Raw genomic sequence first — 21,044 nt, 5'->3', positions numbered from 1 at the left:
AAAAGCGCGCGCCGCCGCGCTGTTGCCGGTGGACAAGGTTCCGGGAGGGGTGCCGCCTCCGGTTCCTTCGACCGAGCCGTGCGTTTCTCGTGACGTTCGCTCCGAATTGCCCGGTTTCTAACACGCGCGCCATCCGCTGTCACTCCGGCGGATTCCTGCGGGTGATCGAACCGAATCGATTGTTATCGGGCATCCACTGTCAGGACCGGGCCGACGCCCGCCTCACCGGCGCATCCACCTGCGAACCGCCGCCGGATCAGCGCCCGCGGAGGTGGCCCGGGCGACCGGAGGCGGGAAGGCGGCACCGGATGCGCACCGTGAAAATTTCAGCGCGCGTCAATCCCGGACGTAGGATGTTTTTCGATCAACGGAAGCCGAAATGCCGGCGGGAGAGGCCGGACAGCCGCGGGATCGCTTTTTCACCGTTGGGCATGCGGCATCGGCGAACTGCGGGCCGGGGTCGCTCACCGACGAGACATCCCATGCCTGTGCGTGAGGGTTGCGGCGCCTTCCGCTTCCTTCCGAGGCAGTGATATCGCCATCCGGTGCCATTCGATTTCCCGTCGCCGGGAACCGCCGCGGGTCCTGGTTCTAGCGCTCCAGGCGTACGGGATCGGTGGGGCCGCTGCGGCGGACCAGCCAGGCGTCGGTGATGTGGTTGAACATCGCCTTGGCCGCGCCGTCGGGGTCGTGGGCGGCGATGCGCTCGTAGATGCGGCGGTGGCCGAGGTTGGAGGCCACGCACAGGGCCCGCTCGGACCGGCCCATGTAGCGCGCGGTGTTGACGACCTGGCTCTCCAGCGAGCGGACCACGCCCCGGGCGATGCGGTTGCCGGAGGCCCGCATGACCACGTCGTGGAAGACGCGGTCGTGCTCCTCGTACGTCAGGTGGTCGTCCACGAGCTCGTCCATCCGGTCGACCAGCGCGCGGAGCCGGTCGACGGTGTCCTGGTCCGCGAGGCGGGCGGCGACGTTGGCCATGTCGGCCTCCAGCACGCGACGGGTGACGACGACGTCGTCGAGGATCGCCAGGGTCTCGTCCTCGGCGATGGTCGCCGCGAGAACGAGCTCGTCGAGCATGTCCCACGACGTCGACGGGGTGACCATGGTGCCGGCGCCCTGGCGCACCTGCACCAGGCCCTTCTCCTGCAGGATCTTCACCGCTTCGCGGACCACGGTCCGGCTCACCGAGAAGGCCTCGCACAGCGCGGGCTCGGGGGGCAGTGGCGTCCCCGACGGATGCACGCCGCGCACGATGCGCTCCACCAGCTCCGCCGTGACCGCCTTGGCGAGACTCGCCGGTCGCCGTACCCAGGCAGGCGGCGACGGTACTTCGCGGGCCGTTTCCTGCGATGCCGTCATCTCATCCTCCGTTGGCCTGCGGGGACAGCACGCCAACGGCGAGTATATGTCAGCAGTATTGACGTCAGACGTCATACGAGTTACGTTCTCGCCGCAGACGGCCGGGTCAACCGGCCACGCTCTGGAGAGTGACAGCCATGAAGCAGCGAACACTGTGGTCGGCCGTCCTGGTCGCGGGGCTGACCGTGTCGGGATGTGGCAGCGCCACCCGTACGGCCCCCTCACCTGCCGGTTCCGGAACCTCCTCGAAGCTGGTGGTGTGGGACTGGAAGTCGGGCGACGCGACCGCGGCCTCCTATATCGAGAAGGCGAAGGCCGACTTCGCCAAGAAGCACCCGGACGTGACGGTCGAGTTCGTGGCCCAGCCGTTCGATCAGTACTACACCCTGCTCGGCACGGCCATCCAGTCCAGCACCGGGCCGGACGTCATGCTGTTCAACGGAGGCGGGCAGCTGCGTGACCGCGTGGACGCGCTCCTCCCGATCGACGAGTACGTCGCCGAGGACCGCCAGCGGCTGGCGGGCTGGGACGCGTTCAGCAAGGACGGGAAGGTCTACGCGGCTCCGGTGACGCTGCAGGGACACCCGATCTACTACAACAAGGAGGTCTACGAGAAGGCGGGGCTCGACCCGGCCAAGCCGCCCGCGACGTGGGACGAGCTCATGACCGACTGCGCCGCCGTCAAGAAGGCCGGGAAGAGCTGTTTCGCGCTGGGCAACAAGGAAGGTTTCGGCATCCAGTTCTTCCTCTCGGGCCTGGGCTCGGGTGTGCTGACGCCCCAGGAGTACGACGACTGGATCGCCGGCAAGCGCGACTGGACCTCTCCCCACGTGAAGCAGATATTCACGCTGTGGAAGGACGTCAACGACAAGGGCTACAACAACCCCGGGGCCAACTCGACCGCGATGTTCAACGACTCGTGGGCGATCTTCCAGTCCGGCAAGGCCGCCAACGTCATCGGACTGATGTCGGACATCGGGCACTGGAAGGACTTCGGCGAGTTCCTGCCGCCCGACAAGATCGGCGTGATGCCGGCCCCGGTCGTGACCGACGGAGCCACGCCGAGCCTCGCCTACGACGGCGGCATCGGCTACGGGGTCGCGAAGTGGACGAAGGACCCGAAGCTGGCGGCCGACCTGGTGCGGTCCCTAACCTCGACCGAGGCCCTGACCGCGTTCTACGCCAAGGCCGGCGCGATCGCCTCCGACACCACCATCGACGCGTCGCAGTCCGGTCCAGCCGCCGGCGCGATCGTGTCGGCGATCAAGGGGGGTAAGCCCGCCCTGCACGTCGCGCTGTCCTCGAAGACGCTGGACCTGATGGGACGGGTGTCCCAGAAGCTGCTGAGCGGGTCGCTGACCGTCGACAAGGCGATGGACCAGATGGCCGCGGCCGACAAGGCGAGCTGACCGTGCCAATGAAAGGCTCCTCCCCGCTGGTCCGCCCGGGTGCGCCCGGGCGGGCCGGCGGTCCGGACACCACCCGGCAGGCGGGCCACCGGGCCACCGGAACGGGCTCCCGGCGGGCGGCGCGCTCGGAGCGTCTCGCGCCGTACGTCCTGGTGGCCCCGGCCGTACTGATCATCCTGGGACTGCGGCTCTACCCGCTGATCCTCGGCGTCAACTTCTCCTTCACCGGCGACGGCGACCGGAACGGGATGGTCGTCGGGCTCGACAACTACCTGGAACTGGCCGACGACCCGCTGTTCCGCACCGCGCTGGGCAACGTGGGGCTGCTCGTGCTGCTGCTGCCCGTGGCGGTGGCGATCCCGGGCCTGCTGGCGACGTTCATCTACCTGCGGGTCCCCGGGCACCGGGTGTTCCGCAGCGTCTACTTCTTCCCCGCCGTGCTCTCGCCGGTGATCGTCGGCTCGATCTTCAACCTGATGCTCGCCTTCGACGGCCCGCTGAACACCGTGCTCGGCACGATCGGCATCGGCCCGGTCGACTGGCTCGGCGACCCGGGCGTCACCATGTTCACCGTCGTCGGCGTGCACGTGTGGGCGACGTTCGGGATGGCGCTGGTGGTCTTCCTCGCCGGGTTCTCGACCCTCGACTCCTCGCTGCTGGACGCCGCCCAGATGGACGGCGCGTCACTGGCCAGGACGATCTGGCACGTGGTCATCCCGAGCCTGTCCCGCACCATCGCGTTCGTCCTCGTGACCACGATGATCGGGATGCTGACGTCGATGTTCGGCCTGCTGTACGTCATGACCAGCGGCGGCCCGGAGGGATCGACGTATCTGCCGGAGTACTACATCTGGATCCAGCAGGGACAGATGAACCGCCCGGCGCTGGCCTCCGCCGCGTCGACGGTTCTCTTCCTCATCATGCTCGTGGTGGGGCTGGCGCAGGTCGGCCTGCTCCGCCGCGCGGGAAGGCAGGACTGATGCGCGGCAGGCGCCTGAGCGGCTGGGTGGCCGCCGTTCCGATGGCGGCCCTCGCGCTGGCCACGGTCTACCCCCTGGTGTTCACCGCCAACGTGGCCATGAAGACCCGGCGCGAGTACGTCCTCGACCGGTTCGCCCCCCTGAACTCCCCGCACTGGGAGAACATCGGCACGGCCTGGTCCGACGCCGGCATGGCGCGGTACTTCGCCAACTCGCTCCTCGTGGTGACGGTCTCGGTGGCCCTGTTGCTGCTGCTCGGGTCGATGGCGGGCTTCGCACTGAGCCGGCTGCGGTTCCGCGGCTCCAGGATGATCTTCCTGGGCTGTCTCGCGGCGCTGTTCGTGCCGTTCCAGGTGATCATGGTGCCGCTCGCCCGCGTCATGGCGGACACCGGCCTCATCGACACCTATCCGGGACTGATCCTCGCCTACGTCGCGCAGTGGCTCCCGTTCACCGTCTTCCTGATGACCAGCCACTACACGACGATCCCGATGGAGATCGTGGACGCGGCGAGGATCGACGGCAACACCGTCTACGGCGTCTACCGGCGGGTCATGATCCCGCTGGGCACTCCGGCGCTGCTGTCGGTCGGCATCCTCGACACCCTGTTCTGCTGGAACGACGTGTTGATCGCCCTGCTGACGATGAACTCGGCCGACCACCGCACCCTCATGGTCGGGGTCACCTCGCTGCGCGGGCAGTACTCCGACGACATCCCCACCTTCGCCTCCGGAGTCCTGATCGCCGCCGTCCCGGTCCTGATGATCTATCTGTTCCTCCAGCGCCAGATCGCCGACGGCGTGACCGCTGGTTCCACGAAGGGCTGACATGCGGATTTCGGGGTATCGCACGCTCAAGACGGTCCAGGACTGGGGTCGTCCGGTCGGTGACGCCAACGGCGTCTACGCCGACGGGGCCGTACCGGTCCAGATCGTCATGGTGGACACCGACGAAGGGATCACCGGGGTCGGCATCGGGCCCCACGTGCAGATCGACACGGTGTTCGCCGCCGTAGAGGGCGAGGATCCGCGCGCCGTGACGGCGCTCTACGACCGTATGCTGCGGCACACCTTCAAGGCGGGTCACGCGGGCGTCGTGTTCGGGACCATCGGCGCGATCGACACGGCGCTGTGGGACATCAAGGCACAGCTGGCCGGCGAACCGCTCTGGCGTCTGCTGGGGGGACGCGACCGGCGCGTCCCCGCGTACGCCTCGGGCCTGGACATCGGCCTGACCGACGACGAACTCGTCGCGGCCTACAAGGAGTACGCCGGGTACGGCCTGCGCGCCGCCAAGATCAAGGGCGGCCTCGACATCGAACGGGACCTGTGCCGCCTGAGGCTGGTGCGCGACGTCCTGACCGAGGCGGGGCACGGAGCACGGCCGGGCCTGATGCTCGACGTCAACGAGGCCTGGACGCGCAAGCAGGCCGTGCGGCACGTCGGCGAGATCGAACGCGTCCTCGACCTCACCTGGATCGAGGAGCCCGTACGGCGGTGGGACGCCGAGGGCATGGCCGCCGTCGGCCGCGGGATCCGGGCCTCGGTCGCCGCCGGGGAGAACCTCAGCGGGCTCGAACAGTTCCGTCCGCTGCTGGCCGCGGGGGCCGTCGACATCGTCCAGACGGCCGCCGTGTGGGGCGTCACCCACTTCCTCCGGGTGGCGGCCCTCGCGCACGCCCACGATCTGCCGGTCAGCCCGATCGGCAACACCCCGGTCGGGCTGCTGCACGCCGCGACGTCGGTGCCGAACCACCTGGTCAGCGAACTGCAGGACCTCCGGCCGCCGCTCGGCGTGTCCGCCGACCTGCACGTCGAGGACGGCGCGTTCGTCCTCGGAGACGCTCCGGGCCTCGGCCTCACGGTCGACGAGGCCGCGATCGGCGCGTTCATCCGCCGGCCCGGCGCCGTTCCGGCCGACAGCCCCAACGTACGGCCGGAGCACGCCGGGCGGCGCCTGCTCCCGGTGCCCGGCCACGGCCACCTCGCACGGCCGCACGAGCTCACTCCCGCGACCGACCGGGCGGCGAGGTGACCCGCCCCGCCCAGCCGGAGGCCCGGGCCGCCGTCGGCACGATCGTGGTGGCGCCCGCCGGAGCCGAGGACGCCGACGACACGGGCCCCGGCAGCGAGGGGCGGCCGCTGGCCACCCTGGGAGAGGCGCAGCGGCGGGCCCGTGCCGCCGCGGCCGAGGGGACGCACGACGTCACGGTCGAATTCCTGGACGGCACCTACCGGCTGACCTCGCCGCTGCGTTTCGACGCCGCCGACTCCGGCCGGAACGGGCACACCGTGACCTGGAGGGCCGCGCGCGGGGCCGCGCCGGTGCTGAGCGGCGCGACGCCCGTCACCGGCTGGGAGATCGACGACGCCGCCACCGGCGTCTACCGCGCCCGGGTGAGCGCCGGGTCCGACAGCAGGCAGCTCTACGTGGACGGGAAGCTCGCGCGGCGCGCACGGATCAGCGTGCTGCCGTCCGACATCACCCTGACCCCCACCGGCTTCACTGTCGAGAACCCCGATCTCGCCTACCTCGCCGAGCTCCCCGACCAGAGGCGCATCGAGCTCCAGGCGATGCTGTCGTTCACCAACCGGTTCGCGCCGGTGGAGAGCATCTCCGGCACGACCGTCGTGATGCGGCAGCCGGCCTGGGACAACAACACCTGGGGGTACGACGTCGTCCAGGCGCCGTTCCGGACGCCGCAGTTCTTCCTGCTCAATTCGAGGACGTTCCTCGACGAGCCGGGCGAGTGGTATCTGGACCCCACAGCTGGAACGCTCTACTACAAACCCCTTCCCGGGCAGGACATCTCCTGCGCGCGGGTCGAGCTGCCCCGCCTGGAGTCGCTGGTCGAGGTCGGCGGCACCTACGACGAGCCGGCCCGCGGCCTCCGGTTCGAGGGCCTGACCTTCAGCGGCACCACGTGGCTGCACCCGGGCACCTCCGACGGCTACGCGAACCAGCAGACAGGCGCCTTCATCAGCGGCGTCCAGCCCCACCGGCCGCCGGACGCGTTCGCCTCATGCTCCGCCGGTTGCAGAGAGTTCGAGGCGTCCCGCAACGGCTGGGCGCAGGCGCCCGCGGCGGTGCAGGTGTCGGCCGCGGCGGACATCGCCTTCGTGGGCTGCGCCTTCGTGAACCTCGGTTCCGTCGGGCTCGGCATCGGCAACGACGCCGGCGCCCACGCCACCGGCGTGGGACTCGGCGCGCACCGGGTGGCGGTCGTCGGCAGCACGTTCACCGCGAGCGCCGGCGGCGGCATCATGGTCGGCGGCATCGGCCCGGACGCGCACCATCCGTCCGATCCCCGCATGGTCAACTGCGACATCGTGCTGCGTGACAACCGCGTCTACGCGACCGCCCTCGACTACCTGGACCAGGGCGCGATCGTCGCCAGCTACGTCACGCGGCTGGCCGTCGAGCACAACTACGTCTCCGACATGCCGTACATCGGCATCGGCGTCGGCTACGGCTGGGGCGCCAACGACCCGGGAGGCAGCCCCGAGTACGCCGGCCGCGGCCTCTACGACTTCCAGCCGATCTACGACACGCCGACGACCCTGAGCGACGTCCGCGTCGTGGGCAACCACGTGCGCAACGTCGTGCAGACCATGCACGACGCCGGGGGCATCTACACGCTCTCGGCGATCCCGGGCGGCGTCATCGACGAGAACCACTGCGAGAACAGCGGCCAGCTCGGGCTGTACTTCGACGAGGGGTCCCGCTACCTGAGCGCGAACCGCAACGTGTTCGCCGGCACCGCCGGGCAGTGGGCCCATGCCAACAACCAGAGCGGCAACCACACCGGCGATCTCACCCTCACCGGCAACTTCTCCACCAACCCCGCGATCACCGGCATCGTCGACGGCCAGCGGGGCAACGTCACCAGGGACAACGTGACGATCACCGCCGACGCCGTCCCCGGCGAGGCCGCCCGGATCATCGACGCGGCCGGCCCCACCGGGAAGTACCGTGACGCGCCCGGGCCTTGACCACGGAGCATGCGAACGCTAACAATCGCCGGGCGACACACTCCTGCGATCAAGGAGAGGCCCGTGCTCCAGGCACAGCTGACCATCGATCCCGCCCACCGGGTGGCTCCGGTGCGGCGCCGTACGTTCGGCACGTTCGTCGAGCACCTCGGCCGCTGCGTCTACACCGGGATCTACGAGCCCGGCCACCCCACCGCCGACGCGGAGGGGTTCCGCGGCGACGTGCTCGCGCTCACCCGTGAGCTGGGCGTGACCACCGTCCGCTATCCCGGCGGCAACTTCGTCTCCGGCTACCGCTGGGAGGACGGGGTGGGCCCGCGTGAGCGGCGGCCCCGGCGGCTCGACCTGGCCTGGCACACCACGGAGACCAACGAGATCGGGGTCGACGAGTTCGTCCGCTGGTCCCGCCTGGCCGGCCTGGAGCCGATGATGGCGGTGAACCTCGGCACGCGCGGCGTCGCGGAAGCCGTCGACCTGCTCGAATACTGCAACATCCCGTCCGGGACGACGCTGTCGGACCTGCGGGTGGCCGGCGGCGCCAAGGAGCCGCACGACATCCGCATGTGGTGCCTGGGCAACGAGATGGACGGCCCCTGGCAGATCGGGCACAAGACCGCCCACGAGTACGGCAGGCTCGCCGCCGAGACGGCCCGGGCGATGCGCATGGTCGACCCCGGCCTCGAACTGGTGGCGTGCGGCAGTTCGGGCTCCTCGATGCCGACGTTCGGGTCCTGGGAGACGACCGTCCTGGAGGAGACCTACGACCTGGTCGACCACATCTCCTGCCACGCCTACTACGAGGAGAAGGACGGCGACCTCGGCGGCTTCCTGGCCTGCGCGACCGACATGGAGCACTTCATCTCCACGGTCGTCTCCATCGCCGACCAGGTGGGCGCGCGGCTCGGCTCCGGCAAGAAGATCTCCGTGTCGTTCGACGAGTGGAACATCTGGTACCTCAGCCGGCACCAGTCGGCCCCTCCCCCGCCGGACTGGCCGGTCGCGCCGCCGCTGCTGGAGGACCACTACCACCTCGCCGACGCCGTGGCGTTCGGCGGCCTGCTCGTCACGCTGCTGCGCCACAGCGACCGGGTCGCGGCGGCCTGCCTCGCCCAGCTCGTGAACGTCATCGCGCCCATCATGACCGAGCCGGGCGGCCGGGCCTGGCGGCAGACCACCTTCCACCCGTTCGCGCAGGCCGCGCGGTACGCCTCGGGCGACGTCCTGCTCACCGAGCCGGTCGGGCCGTCGTACGAGACCGGCGAGTTCGGGCAGGTCCCGGTGCTCCACGCGGTCGCCACCCACGACGACCGGTTCACCACGGTGTTCGCCGTGAACCGGTCGGTGACCGAGCCGCTGGAGCTGGAGCTCGACACGCGCGCGCTCGGCGCCGTACGGATCGCCGAGGCGACGACGCTCACCCACGAGGACGTGTACGCCCGCAACACGGCCGACGACCCCGAGCGGGTGGCCCCCCGCCCCAACACCTCCCACCGGGGCGATCCGGCTCGGATCGTGCTGCCGCCGGTCTCCTGGAACGTGATCAGGCTGGCGAGGAGCTGACCGGCGGCGCGGTGCTGTCGCGGACCACCAGTTCGTTCGCGAGGTCGATGCGGCTCGTGGTCACCTCCGTGCCTCGGGCCAGGTCGAGCAGCATCTGGGTCGCGACCACCGCCATGTCGGAGAGCGGCTGGTGCACCGTGGTGAGGGCGGGCTCGACCCAGGCGGCGGCGGGCACGTCGTCGTACCCGACCACCGAGAGCTCTCCGGGGACGTCGAGCCCGAGCCGCCGCGCGGCCCGCAGCACGCCGAGCGCCTGGAGGTCCGAACCAGCGAAGATCGCGGTCGGGCGGGCGGCGCCGGTCAGCAGGTCCATGCCGTGCTCGAAGCCGGCGTCGACGTAGAAGTTGCCGTACCGCACGAGGCCGGGATCGACGGCCACCCCGGCCTCGTCGTGGGCGACCCGGAAGCCGGCGACCCGCGCCCGGCTGCACAGCACGTCCTTCGGCCCCGAGACGACCGCGATGCGGCGGTGGCCCAGTTCGAGGAGGTGGCGGGTGGCGAGCAGGCCGCCGTTCCAGTTGTTGGAACCCACCATGGGCACGGACGCGGGCGTCACGGTGTCGGAGTCGACGACGACGAACGGGATCCGCTGACGCCGCAGCCTCCGCTGCTGCGACTGCGACGGGCCGCACAGGACGAACAGCACGCCGAGGGGACGGCGGTCGAGCAGGCCGTCCAGCCACTCCTCCGGCGGCCGGTGCGCGCCCTCCAGTTGTGAGAGGGCGACCTCGATCCCCGCGGGGGAGGCGACGGAGTCCACCCCTCGGATGATCTCCATCGACCACACGGAGTTCAGCTGGTGGAACACGAGGTCGATCTGCCCCTTGAGCGGCCGCCGCCGGACGCGGGGGCGGTACTTGTGCCGCGCGAGGCAGGCCTCCACCCGTTCCCGGGTGGCGGGCGCGACGTCGGGGCGGCCGTTGAGGACCTTGGACACCGTGGTCACCGAGACGCCGGTCTCCTCGGCGATGGACGCGATCGTCGCACGGTGGGGGCCCTGGGCGGAGGAAGGGCTGGTCATCGGTCCACTCGTCGTTCCCGTGGGCTGGTAGTTTCCGAAAATTTCGAGAAACTCTACCAGCGCGAGGGTCTCCGATAAGCCGAGACCAGCGCGATTACGATCCGGCCGGACGGCACTTGACTTGCCTCTTGACGCCCCTTGCCGTGGGGCTTATATTTCCGCAATATTAATCCACATTATCGAAACTTTCGGTCATATCGCCCCGGCGTTATCCGTTCGCGGCGTGCTGACGCGGCGGCGTGGTCGTGACGCGGCGGCGCCGCCAACGGAGATGGCACCGGAGGCACGAGGATGAGCACCACCAAGGCGATCGACGCGTCACCGGACGCCGGTGATCTGCGGCGGGCGGGCCCCGGCCCCGCCCGTGCGCATCGCCCTCCGGGCCGCACCTGGCGTCAGGCGCTGCGCCGCGACTGGCAGCTGTACTCGCTGGCGATCCTCCCGCTGCTGTTCTTCGTGGTGTTCCGCTACCTGCCGATGCTCGGCAACGTGATCGCCTTCCGGAAGTTCCGGCCCGGCGGCGGCGTGCTGGGCGAGGAGTGGGTCGGCCTGCGCTACGTGCGGATGTTCCTGGGCGACCCGTCGTTCTGGCACGTGTTCACCAACACGGTGGTCCTCGGCGCGCTGACCCTGCTGTTCTGCTTCCCGATGCCGATCGTGCTGGCCCTGCTGCTCAACGAACTGCGTGGCCGGCGGGTCAAGCGGTTCGTCCAGTCGGTGTCCTACCTGCCGCACTTCCTGTCGATGGTGGTCGTGGCCGGTCTCGTCATGGAACTGCTCTCGGTGGACGGGCCGGTGAACCAGGTGCTGCGGGCGCTCGGCGACGACCCGATCGCGTTCCTGCAGGAGGCGGGCTGGTTCCGGACGATCTACGTCTCCTCCGAGATGTGGCAGACGGTCGGCTGGGGGACGATCATCTATCTCGCCGCGCTCACGACGGTCGACGACCAGCTGTACGAGGCGGCCCGGATCGACGGCGCGAGCCGGTGGCGGCAGATCTGGCACGTGGCCCTGCCCGGCATCCGGCCGACCGCGGTCACCCTGCTGATCCTCAACATCGGCACGTTCATGGCGGTCGGCTTCGAGAAGGTCCTGCTGCTCTACAACCCGCTGACCTATCCGACCGCCGACGTGATCTCCACGTACCTGTACCGCATGGGCATCATCTCCAACAGCTTCAGCTACGCCGCGGCGATCGGCCTGTTCGAGGCGCTGATCGGGCTGGGCCTGGTGCTGTCGGCCAACCTGATCTCCCGCCGGACCGTGGGGACGAGCCTGTGGTGACCGTGGACCGGACCCGCGGCCGGCAGGTGTTCCGCGTGGTCAACGCCGTCGTCCTGACCGGCGTCGTGCTGGTGACCCTGTATCCCTTCGTCAACATCGTCGCGCGGTCGCTGAGCGACGAGTTCGCGATCCGGGCCGGCAAGGTCAACCTCGTCCCCGTCGGGTTCACCTTCCGTACGTACGAGTTCGTGGCGTCCGACCCGACGTTCTGGACGAACTACCGCAACACGGTGGTCTACACGGTCGTCGCCACGGCCATCGCGATGCTCATGACGACCTGCTACGCGTACGTGCTGTCGAAGAGGCACCTGAAGGGCCGCACGTTCCTGATCGGGGTCGCGGTCTTCACCATGTTCTTCTCCGGCGGGCTCATCCCCAACTACGTCCTGATCTCCAGCCTCGGGATGAAGGACACCATCTGGGCCATCGTGCTGCCGAACGCGATCAGCGTCTTCAACCTCCTGGTGATGAAGGCGTTCTTCGAGGGCATCCCGGCGGAGCTGGAGGAGGCCGCCGCGATCGACGGCATGAGCACGTACGGCATCCTGCTGCGAATCGTGCTGCCGCTGTCGAAGGCGGTCATCGCCACGATGGTGCTCTTCTACGCCGTCTCGTTCTGGAACTCGTGGTTCCCCGCCTTCCTCTACATGACGCAGAGCGACCTGTTCCCGGTGACCGTCTATCTGCGCAACCTCATCGCGGGGGCCACCACGGGCACGTCCGTCGGCGCCGACGCCACCGACATGACCGTGGCCACCAACATCAAGGCGGTGACGATGGTGCTCACCGTCCTCCCGATCCTGACGATCTATCCCTTCGTGCAGCGGTATTTCGTCAAGGGAGTCATGCTCGGCGCGGTGAAGGGATAGCCGCGCCGGATCCTCGCACTCAGCCAGCCCCGCTCCCCCAGGGAAAGGACCCCCCTCTCATGCAGAAGATCAACCGGCGGCAGGCGATGATCGCCATGGGTGCGTTCGCCGCGCTCGCCGGCTGCGGCAGCGGTGACGAGACCGGTGACGAGACCGGCGGCAAGAAGAGCGGCGAGGCCCTCTCGGCGAACCGGGACGGCGCGATGGCCGACTACGCGGTCGGCACGCCGTTCAAGGCCGCCGCGCCGCTGACGTTCACCATCCTCTACAACAACCACCCGTTCTACCCGCTGCAGAAGGACTGGTTGTTCTGGTCCGAGCTCACCAAGCGGACGAACGTGACGCTCCAGCCGAACGTGGTGCCGCTCAGCGACTACGAGAACAAGCGCAGCCTGATCATCGGGGCGGGCGACGCACCCATGATCATCCCCAAGACCTACCCGGGCCAGGAGGTTCCCTTCGTCGCCTCCGGCGCGGTCCTGCCGGTCAGCGACTACATCGACCTGATGCCGAACTTCAAGGACAAGATCGCCAAGTGGAACCTGCAGCCCGACCTGGACACTCTCCGGCAGTCGGACGGCCGCTTCTATCTGCTCCCCGGCCTCCACGAGGACTACTGGGTGGAGTACACGCTGGAGGTCCGCGCCGACGTCCTCGAAAAGCTCGGGCTTGAGACCCCGCAGACCTGGGACGACGTGCACGCCATGCTCAAGGCGATGAAGGAGGAGTACCCCGACTCCTATCCCTACTCCGACCGGTGGTCCGTGCCCATCCCAGGCGGCGCCATGCTGAACCAGGTCTTCGGCCTGGGCTGCGGGGCCCGCGGCGGCTGGGGCTTCACCACCGGCCTCACCTGGGATCCGGCCGCCGGGAAGTGGGCCTACACGGGCGCGATGCCGCAGTACAAGCAGATGCTGCAGTTCATCCACACGCTGGTGCAGGAGAAGCTGCTCGACCCGGAGAGCTTCACGCAGACCGACGACCAGGCGATCCAGAAGCTGGCGTCCGGCAAGTCCTTCGTGATCAGCGGCAACGCCCAGACCCTCGTCAACGAGTATCGGCCGCCGCTGAAGAAGGCGAATCCGAAGGCCCGGCTGGTCAAGATCCCGGTGCCCATCGGGCCGCTCGGGCCCATCAAGGCCGACTCCAACGACACCCGGCTGGAGAACGGCATCATGATCTCCGCCAAGGCCAAGGACAGCAAAAACTTCGTGGCGATGATGCAGTTCATCGACTGGCTCTGGTACTCCGACGAGGGCCAGGTGTTCGCCAAGTGGGGCGTCGACGGGGTCACCTACACCAGGGACGCCTCCGGCTTCCACCTGCCGAAGGACGTCGACTTCGTCGGGCTCAACCCCGGTGCGCCCAAGCATCTGCAGAAGGACTTCGGCTTCTCCAACGGCGTGTTCGCGTACGGCGGGAGCACCGAACTGCTCCAGTCGACCTTCTCGGAGGAGGAGATCGAGTGGCAGAAGGGCATGAACGCCCGGAAGGCGCTGCCGCCGAAGCCGCCGGCCCCCCTCAACGACGAGGAGCGTGAGCAGGCCGCGCTGTGGCAGACCCCGCTGAAGGACCACGCCACGCAGAACTCGCTCGAGTTCATCCTCGGCAAGCGCGACTTCTCCGAGTGGGACGCGTACGTGCAGGAGCTGGAGGCCAAGAGCATGTCCGCCTACGTCAACCTGGCGAACAGCGCCTACGAGCGGTACAAGAAGGAGCACGGCTGACCGTTCCGCCGGTCAGGCGCGTTCGATCCCAGGGCGGCCCGCAGCGGCCCGATCCACCAGGAGACCTCCTCATGACCGACACGACGACGGCGACGTCAGCGGTGACGACGGCGGCGGCGGCACGGCGGTTCGGCACCGGGCCGCTCTCGCGGGCCGCCGCGCTGGTCTACACCCTGCTCGTGGTCGAACTGCTGCTGCTGGCCGCCTGCCTGCCCGGCCTGGCGGGGCTCGTCCTGCTCGGCCTGTTCGGGCGCGCCGCGGCCAACGTCCCGCTGGCCGCGGTCTGTCTGCTCCCGGCCGGCCCGGCCCTCTCGGCCGCGCTGTACGCGGTGCACCACCGCCGCGCGGATCTGGCGGACCTGCGTCCGGCGGCGGCGTTCCTGCGCGGCTACGCGATGAACGTCCGCGGCGCGCTCAAGGTCTGGGTCCCGGCGCTGGCGTGGCTGACCGTCGTCGCGGTCGTCCTCGTGAACTTCCCCGCCGCGGGGGTGCCGGACTGGTGGACGGTGCCGCTCGTCGTCGTCGGAGTCGCGACGGTCCTGTGGACCGCGAACGCGCTGGTGATCACCTCTCTCTTCACGTTCCGCGGGCGGGACGTCGCCCGCCTGGCCGCCTACTTCCTGTTCCGCACGCCCCGGGTGGCGCTCGGCGACGCGGGACTCCTCGTCGCGGCGGCCGGTCTCACGCTGGTCGCCACCGAGGCGGCGACGACGGCGCTGGCGTCGGTGTTCGCGGCCCTGCTGCTGCTGAACAGCCGGACGATGATCGCCGAGGTGCGCGACGGGTTCACCGCGTGACCCTCCCGCGACGACCGGCCCGCCTGTCCGGAGGACGCCCGTGACCCCTCCCGGCCCGCCCGGCTCCCCCGATCCGTACGGCGTTCATCCAGCGTGGCTGCCGGACGAGGCGTTCCGGCCCATCGGCTCGCGCCGTACGCTCCTGCGCGGCGGCGGACCGCTCGCCGGGACCGTGCACGAGGAGGTGGCGCGAGCCTGCGCGCGGTACGGCGGCAGCGTACGGCGGCAGGCGGCCGGCCCGGACGACGGTGCGGCCACCGGCGGCGACGACCGCGTGGAGACCGGCGGGCCGTACGACCTCGTGCTCGCTCTCACTGCGGCCGGTCCCCTGCCCGCGGTCGCCGAGGCGGTCCTGGCCGGGTTCCGGCGAGGGTCCGTGCCGGACGACGGCCCGGCTGCCGAAGGCAGGAGCATCGAAGACGAGGGCATCGGGGAGGAGGGCTACGTCGTCGCCCGGCGCGACGGCGTCACGGTGGTGCTCGCCGATTCGGCGGCCGGCCTGCTCTACGGCCTGTTCCATGTGGTGCGGCTCGGCGAGGAGGCGTTCGGCGCCGAGCGGCCCGCCGAGCGCCACCGGCCGGCGGCGCGGCTGCGCATGCTCGACCACTGGGACAACGTGGCCGTGCACCCGGTGATGGGCCAGGTCGAGCGCGGCTACGCGGGCGGGTCGATCTTCTGGCGTGACGGCGCCCCGCGCGACGACCTGACGCGCGTCGCCGCCTACGGGCGGCTGCTGGCCGCCTGCGGGGTGAACGCGGTCGCGGTGAACAACGTGAACGTGCACGCCGCGGAGACCCGCCTGCTCACCGACCGCCTCGGCGACGTCGCCGCGATCGCGGACCGGCTGCGCCCCTACGGCGTGCGGGTGCACCTGTCGGTGAACTTCGCCGCGCCCCTCGCCCTCGGCGGGACGGCGACCGCCGACCCTCTCGACGAGGACGTGCGGGCGTGGTGGGCCGCCGTCACCACGCGGGTGTACGAGGCGATCCCCGACTTCGGCGGCTACGTGGTCAAGGCCGACTCCGAGGGGCAGCCGGGGCCCCACGCGTACGGGCGCGACCACGCCGACGGCGCGAACCTGCTCGCCGGGGCGCTGGCGCCGTTCGGCGGAGTCGTCCACTGGCGCGCCTTCGTCTACAACCACCGGCAGGACTGGCGCGACAGGTCCACCGACCGGGCCCGCGCGGCGTACGACCACTTCGCCCCGCTCGACGGGCGCTTCCGCGACAACGTGATCCTCCAGGTGAAGCACGGCCCGATCGACTTCCAGGTGCGCGAGCCGGTGTCGCCGGTGATCGCGGCGATGCCCCGCACCCGGGTCGCGCTGGAGCTTCAGGTGACGCAGGAGTACACCGGCCAGCAGCGGCACGTGTGCTACCTCGCGCCGATGTGGAGCGAGGTGCTCGGCTTCCGGCCGTGGGGACCCGCCGGGCCCGGCGTGGCGGACATCGTGGCCGGTGGTGTCGCCGGTGGAGGGCTCGTAGGGGTCTCCAACGCCGGCGACGACCCGTACTGGACCGGCCACCCGCTCGCGCAGGCCAACCTGTACGCCTTCGGCCGGCTCGCGTGGGCGCCGTCGTCGGACCCGGCGGCGATCCTCGACGAGTGGATCGGCCTCACCTTCCCGCCCGCGGCGGGTAGGGACCACCGGCGGCTGCGGGAGGCGCTGCACGAGATCATGGACGACTCGTGCGGCACGTACGAGCGCTACACCGCGCCGCTCGGCGTCGGGTTCATGGTCCGCCCCGGCCACCACTACGGCCCGGATGTGGACGGATACGAGTACACGCCGTGGGGCACCTATCACTTCGCCGACCGCGACGGCGTCGGCGTGGACCGCACCCGCGCCACCGGCACGGGCTTCACGGGCCAGTATCCGCCGCCGTGGTCGGAGGTGTACGAGTCGCTCACGCGGTGCCCCGACGAGCTGCTGCTGTTCTTCCACCACGTCCCGTACGGCCACGTGCTGCACGACGGGTCCACCGTGATCCAGCACATCTACGACACGCATTTCGCCGGCGTCGAGGAGGTGGAGCGGGCGCGGCTGCGCTGGGCGGAACTCGCCGGGCTGGTGCCCGCCGCTTTGCACGCCCGCGTACGGGAGCTTTTCGCGGAGCAACTCCGCTGCGCCGAGGAGTGGCGTGACCAGGTCAACGCCTATTTCCTCCGCAAGTCGGGCGCGCCCGATGCCCAAGGCCGACACATTCCCTGACATGCCCTGATATTTCACGAACATCTCCCGAATGGCGCATCCTAGTAACACCGGGCCGCGTGGTCGCGACGGGCGCCGACGGCGTCGGATGTGCCGCCGGGCGCGGCGATGCGCGGGTGCCGAGGTCCCCCTCCACCTCATCCGCGAGGTCGGCCCAAGTCAACGCGTTCCGGACAGGTTTTCGGCCAAAGGTCAGATGTTCTCAAGCCACACGGGGGCAAGATGGCGGGTTTTAGGGCGTTTTGGTTACAGCCATTGACCCATACATCAAATCTTTGTAGCTTTGCGCTCACCCCCTGAACCGCCTCGTCATCGTGCCGGTCCCGCCGAACCCGTCTGCCCCCGCCACCGCCGGGATCAGGCGTATCGGCGTGCGCCGGACCGCCGGCAAGGCCGCAAGCGCGTTTGGAGAACCAATGTCAGACCTGACGCGAAGGCAGTTGATGAAGTACGGCACGGTCGGAGCCGGAGCTCTGATGCTGCCGATGCAGTGGACGGCCGTCGCCCGAGCCGGTTCGACGGCGCCCGCGGAGGTTCGCGCCGCGAACGACATGGCTCTGTGGTACGACAAGGGCGCCGGCACCGACTGGCTTCGCGCCCTCCCCATCGGCAACGGACGCCTCGGCGCCATGGTGTACGGCAACGTCGACGTCGAACGGCTCCAGCTCAACGAGGACACCATCTGGGGCGGCGGGCCGTACGACCAGAGCAACACCAAGGGCGCGGCGGCACTGGCGGAGATCCGGCGCCTGGTCTTCGCGGACCAGTGGAGCCAGGCCCAGACCCTCATCGACCAGAACATGCTGGGCAAGCCCGCGGGCCAGCTCGCCTACCAGACCGTCGGCAACATCAGGCTGACCTTCCCGAGCACCACCGGGTTCACCGCATACGACCGCCAGCTCGACCTCACCACCGCCACCACCTCCGTCAACTACTCGCTGAACGGCGTGCGGTTCAAGCGCGAGGTGTTCGCCAGCGCGCCCGACCAGGTCATCGTCATCCGCCTGACCGCCGACAAGCCCGGCTCGATCACGTTCAGCGCGACGTTCGACAGCGCCCAGCGCACGACGCGCACCAGCCCGGACAGCAGCACGGTGGCGCTCGACGGCGTCTCGGGCAACTTCGAGGGCATCACCGGCCAGGTCAAGTTCCTGGCGCTGGCCAAGGCCGTCGCGGAGGGCGGCACCGTCACCAGTTCGGGCGGAACGCTCCAAGTCGCCGCCGCCGACAGCGTGACGCTGCTGGTCTCCATCGGCTCCAGCTACGTGAGCTACAAGGACGTCAGCGGCGACTACCAGGGCATCGCCCAGCGGCACCTCGACGCCGCCACGAGCAAGGACTACGCCTCTCTGCGCAGCCGGCACGTCGCCGACTACGAAGCCCTGTTCAAGCGGACGACGCTCGAACTGGACCGCACCGACGCGGCCGACCAGCCGACCGACGTCCGGATCGCCCAGCACGGGGCCGTCGACGACCCGCAGTTCTCCGCGCTGCTGTTCCAGTTCGGCCGCTACCTGCTGATCAGCTGCTCGCGTCCCGGGACGCAACCAGCCAACCTGCAGGGCATCTGGAACGACTCCCTGAGCCCGCAGTGGGACTCGAAGTACACCATCAACGCCAACCTGCCGATGAACTACTGGCCCGCCGACACGACGAACCTGTCGGAGTGCTACGAGCCGGTGTTCTCCATGATCAAGGACCTCACCGAGACCGGCGCCCGCACGGCCGAGGTGCAGTACGGCGCCGGCGGATGGGTCACCCACCACAACACCGACGGGTGGCGCGCGACCTCGGTCGTCGACGGCGCGCTCTGGGGCATGTGGCAGACCGGCGGCGCGTGGCTGTCCACCATGATCTGGGACCACTACCTGTTCACCGGCGACGTCGAGTTCCTCCGGAAGAACTACCCGGCCATGAAGGGCGCGGCGCAGTTCTTCCTCGACACCCTCGTGGAGGAGCCGAAGCTCGGGTATCTGGTCACGAACCCGTCGAACTCCCCCGAGCTGCCGCACCACGCGAACGTCAGCGTGTGCGCCGGCCCGACGATGGACAACCAGATCCTGCGCGACCTGTTCAACGGCTGCGCCGAGGCCAGCGAGGTCCTCGGTGTGGACGCGAGCTTCCGGGCGCAGGTCCTGGCCGCCAAGGACCGGCTCCCTCCGATGAAGATCGGCTCGCGCGGCAACATCCAGGAGTGGCTGTACGACTGGGTGGAGACCGAGCGGAACCACCGGCACGTCTCGCACCTGTACGGTCTGCACCCCAGCCACCAGATCACCAAGCGCGGCACTCCGGAGCTGTACACCGCGGCGCGGCGGACCCTCGAACTGCGCGGCGACGACGGCACCGGCTGGTCCCTCGCCTGGAAGATCAACTACTGGGCGCGGCTGGAGGAGGGCAAGCGGGCGCACGACCTGGTCCGCCTCCTCGTGACGCCGGCCCGGCTGGCGCCGAACATGTTCGACCTGCACCCGCCGTTCCAGATCGACGGCAACTTCGGCGCCACATCCGGCATCACCGAGATGCTGCTGCAGAGCCACGCCGGTGAGCTGCACCTGCTGCCCGCGCTGCCGCCGGCCTGGCCGAACGGGCGGATCAAGGGCCTGCGGGGCCGCGGCGGCCACACGGTCAGCGTGGAGTGGAGCGAAGGCCAGGCGGACGACTACCGCGTCAGGCCGGACCGCGCGGGTGTGGTCAAGCTGCGCGGCGACATCTTCGAGGGCCGCTTCAAGCTCCTCGACACCACCGGCGGCGGCGCGGCCCAGTTCACGAGGGTCGAGCCCGACGCCATCGAGATCAACGCGACGGCCCGCCACACATACCAGGCGGTAGCCCTGCAGAAGGTCACGATGGCCGTACCCGTCGAGGTCAGTCCGGGACAGGAGGCGAAGGTCAAGGTCACCGTCCGGGCGATCGACGTGTCGCTTCCGAAGGCGACGGTGTCCCTCCAGGCGCCGGAGGGGTGGACCGTCACCCCCGCCCAGGCCGAGGTGGGGCCCCTGGCGGCGAACGGGAAGGCCACGGTGGAGTTCACCGTCACTCCCGCCGCCGGCGCGGCGACCGGCACCGCGGTCCTCACCGCCAAGGTGAGCGGCACCGAGGGGGGCGAGAGCTGGACCGCGTCCGCTCAGGCCACGGTGCGGGTGTGGAGCGGCGGCGAGAAGACGCTGGAGGAGCTCTTCAGCAACGTCGGCGTCACCGACGACAACAACACCGCTCCCGGCAACTTCGACGGCCCCGGAGGAGCCAGCATCTCCGCCCAGGGCCTCGCGACGGTCGGCGTCACCCCGGGGGCCACCGTCGCCAAGAACGGGCTGAACTTCAAGTGGCCCAACGTCCCGGTGGGCACCCCCGACAACGCCATCGCCTCGGGACAGTCCCTCAAGATAACCGGCACCGGCAAGACGCTCGGCTTCCTGCTGACCGGGACCTACGGCGCGGTGTCCGGACCGGCCACCATCGTCTACAAGGACGGCACGAGGCAGACCTTCACCCTCAGCTCGCCCGACTGGTACGGCGCACCGAGGCCCGAGGGCGACGCGGCGGTCGTGGCCCCCTACCAGAACCGGCCGAACAACCAGCGGCAGAACACCGCGGCGACCATCTACTACGTCGGCGTGCCGCTGCAGAACAAGGAGATCTCCCGCGTCGACCTGCCCAACATCAGCGCACGGGCGGCGACCAACGTCGCGACGATGCACATCTTCGCGGTCGCGCTCGACGCCATCGTTCCGCCCCCGCCGGCGGTCAAGCTGACCGTCACCGCCAGCACCCGCTGCATCGGCTCCTCGGCCTACCTGGCGGTCACCGCCGTCAACGACTCCGACGTGA

14 protein-coding genes are annotated in these 21,044 nt (G+C 69.9%); 12 read left to right on the top strand and 2 right to left on the bottom strand.

Features of this window, described 5'->3' with window-relative positions:
* Nucleotides 1-591: 591 nt before the first annotated feature.
* Nucleotides 592-1,362: a FadR/GntR family transcriptional regulator gene (locus tag Mam01_RS35135; protein WP_204289547.1), complete on the bottom strand. Its 771-nt coding sequence runs from the start codon at nucleotides 1,360-1,362 to the stop codon at nucleotides 592-594.
* Nucleotides 1,363-1,499: 137 nt separating this feature from the next.
* Here Mam01_RS35135 and Mam01_RS35130 point away from each other — a divergent pair, with 137 nt between their 5' ends.
* From Mam01_RS35130 to arfA, 6 genes are all read left to right on the top strand, one after another.
* Nucleotides 1,500-2,771 carry an ABC transporter substrate-binding protein gene (locus Mam01_RS35130; RefSeq protein WP_204289546.1) on the top strand — a complete coding sequence of 424 codons (1,272 nt, stop codon included), beginning with the start codon at nucleotides 1,500-1,502 and terminating at the stop codon, nucleotides 2,769-2,771.
* An 8-nt stretch (nucleotides 2,772-2,779) separates the two neighbouring features.
* Nucleotides 2,780-3,751: a carbohydrate ABC transporter permease gene (locus Mam01_RS35125; protein ID WP_239101854.1), complete on the top strand. Its 972-nt coding sequence runs from the start codon at nucleotides 2,780-2,782 to the stop codon at nucleotides 3,749-3,751.
* The gene (locus tag Mam01_RS35120) at nucleotides 3,751-4,578 is read left to right on the top strand and encodes a carbohydrate ABC transporter permease (RefSeq protein ID WP_204289544.1); all 828 of its coding nucleotides are present in this window, start codon (nucleotides 3,751-3,753) and stop codon (nucleotides 4,576-4,578) included. Before Mam01_RS35125 ends, Mam01_RS35120 begins: the two co-directional genes overlap by 1 nt.
* Before the next feature lies 1 nt (nucleotide 4,579).
* On the top strand, nucleotides 4,580-5,785 hold the full coding sequence (locus Mam01_RS35115; protein WP_204289543.1) for a mandelate racemase/muconate lactonizing enzyme family protein: 1,206 nt from the start codon (nucleotides 4,580-4,582) through the stop codon (nucleotides 5,783-5,785).
* Nucleotides 5,782-7,743, top strand: coding sequence for a hypothetical protein (locus Mam01_RS35110; protein ID WP_204289542.1), 1,962 nt, complete (start codon nucleotides 5,782-5,784; stop codon nucleotides 7,741-7,743). The genes Mam01_RS35115 and Mam01_RS35110 overlap by 4 nt, the downstream gene beginning before the upstream one ends.
* 63 nt (nucleotides 7,744-7,806) lie before the next feature.
* Nucleotides 7,807-9,303: an arabinosylfuranosidase ArfA gene (gene arfA, locus Mam01_RS35105; protein ID WP_204289541.1), complete on the top strand. Its 1,497-nt coding sequence runs from the start codon at nucleotides 7,807-7,809 to the stop codon at nucleotides 9,301-9,303.
* On the opposite strand, the gene Mam01_RS35100 is transcribed toward arfA, so the two are convergent.
* On the bottom strand, nucleotides 9,284-10,324 hold the full coding sequence (locus Mam01_RS35100) for a LacI family DNA-binding transcriptional regulator (RefSeq protein WP_204289540.1): 1,041 nt from the start codon (nucleotides 10,322-10,324) through the stop codon (nucleotides 9,284-9,286). The genes arfA and Mam01_RS35100 overlap by 20 nt on opposite strands.
* A 291-nt stretch (nucleotides 10,325-10,615) precedes the next feature.
* Here Mam01_RS35100 and Mam01_RS35095 point away from each other — a divergent pair, with 291 nt between their 5' ends.
* The 6 genes from Mam01_RS35095 to Mam01_RS35070 form a co-directional block, all read left to right on the top strand.
* Nucleotides 10,616-11,608, top strand: a complete 993-nt coding sequence (locus Mam01_RS35095; RefSeq protein WP_204289539.1) for an ABC transporter permease — start codon at nucleotides 10,616-10,618, stop codon at nucleotides 11,606-11,608.
* On the top strand, nucleotides 11,605-12,477 hold the full coding sequence (locus Mam01_RS35090; protein WP_225311982.1) for a carbohydrate ABC transporter permease: 873 nt from the start codon (nucleotides 11,605-11,607) through the stop codon (nucleotides 12,475-12,477). The genes Mam01_RS35095 and Mam01_RS35090 overlap by 4 nt, the downstream gene beginning before the upstream one ends.
* A 59-nt stretch (nucleotides 12,478-12,536) precedes the next feature.
* Nucleotides 12,537-14,204: an ABC transporter substrate-binding protein gene (locus tag Mam01_RS35085; protein WP_204289538.1), complete on the top strand. Its 1,668-nt coding sequence runs from the start codon at nucleotides 12,537-12,539 to the stop codon at nucleotides 14,202-14,204.
* 71 nt (nucleotides 14,205-14,275) lie between these two features.
* Nucleotides 14,276-15,001 carry a hypothetical protein gene (locus tag Mam01_RS35080; RefSeq protein ID WP_204289537.1) on the top strand — a complete coding sequence of 242 codons (726 nt, stop codon included), beginning with the start codon at nucleotides 14,276-14,278 and terminating at the stop codon, nucleotides 14,999-15,001.
* A gap of 40 nt (nucleotides 15,002-15,041) precedes the next feature.
* Nucleotides 15,042-17,213, top strand: a complete 2,172-nt coding sequence (locus Mam01_RS35075) for an alpha-glucuronidase (protein ID WP_204289536.1) — start codon at nucleotides 15,042-15,044, stop codon at nucleotides 17,211-17,213.
* Between the two features lie 416 nt (nucleotides 17,214-17,629).
* Nucleotides 17,630-21,044 (top strand): glycosyl hydrolase family 95 catalytic domain-containing protein (locus tag Mam01_RS35070; protein ID WP_204289535.1); only part of this gene is annotated, 3,415 nt, incomplete at its 3' end.

This window comes from Microbispora amethystogenes (assembly GCF_016863015.1).
Taxonomy (GTDB): Bacteria; Actinomycetota; Actinomycetes; order Streptosporangiales; family Streptosporangiaceae; genus Microbispora; species Microbispora amethystogenes.
Note: the sequence above shows the minus strand (reverse complement) of the source record. Positions and strands in the feature narration are given on the sequence as shown.

Excerpts from the sequence above, each read along its gene's own strand:
- Mam01_RS35125 (WP_239101854.1), top strand. The coding sequence starts at position 2,780 with ATGAAAGGCTCCTCCCCGCTGGTCCGCCCGGGTGCGCCCGGGCGGGCC.
- Mam01_RS35095 (WP_204289539.1), top strand. The coding sequence starts at position 10,616 with ATGAGCACCACCAAGGCGATCGACGCGTCACCGGACGCCGGTGATCTG.
- Mam01_RS35115 (WP_204289543.1), top strand. The coding sequence starts at position 4,580 with ATGCGGATTTCGGGGTATCGCACGCTCAAGACGGTCCAGGACTGGGGT.
- Mam01_RS35080 (WP_204289537.1), top strand. The coding sequence starts at position 14,276 with ATGACCGACACGACGACGGCGACGTCAGCGGTGACGACGGCGGCGGCG.
- Mam01_RS35120 (WP_204289544.1), top strand. The coding sequence starts at position 3,751 with ATGCGCGGCAGGCGCCTGAGCGGCTGGGTGGCCGCCGTTCCGATGGCG.
- Mam01_RS35100 (WP_204289540.1), bottom strand. The coding sequence starts at position 10,324 with ATGACCAGCCCTTCCTCCGCCCAGGGCCCCCACCGTGCGACGATCGCG.
- Mam01_RS35130 (WP_204289546.1), top strand. The coding sequence starts at position 1,500 with ATGAAGCAGCGAACACTGTGGTCGGCCGTCCTGGTCGCGGGGCTGACC.
- Mam01_RS35135 (WP_204289547.1), bottom strand. The coding sequence starts at position 1,362 with ATGACGGCATCGCAGGAAACGGCCCGCGAAGTACCGTCGCCGCCTGCC.
- Mam01_RS35085 (WP_204289538.1), top strand. The coding sequence starts at position 12,537 with ATGCAGAAGATCAACCGGCGGCAGGCGATGATCGCCATGGGTGCGTTC.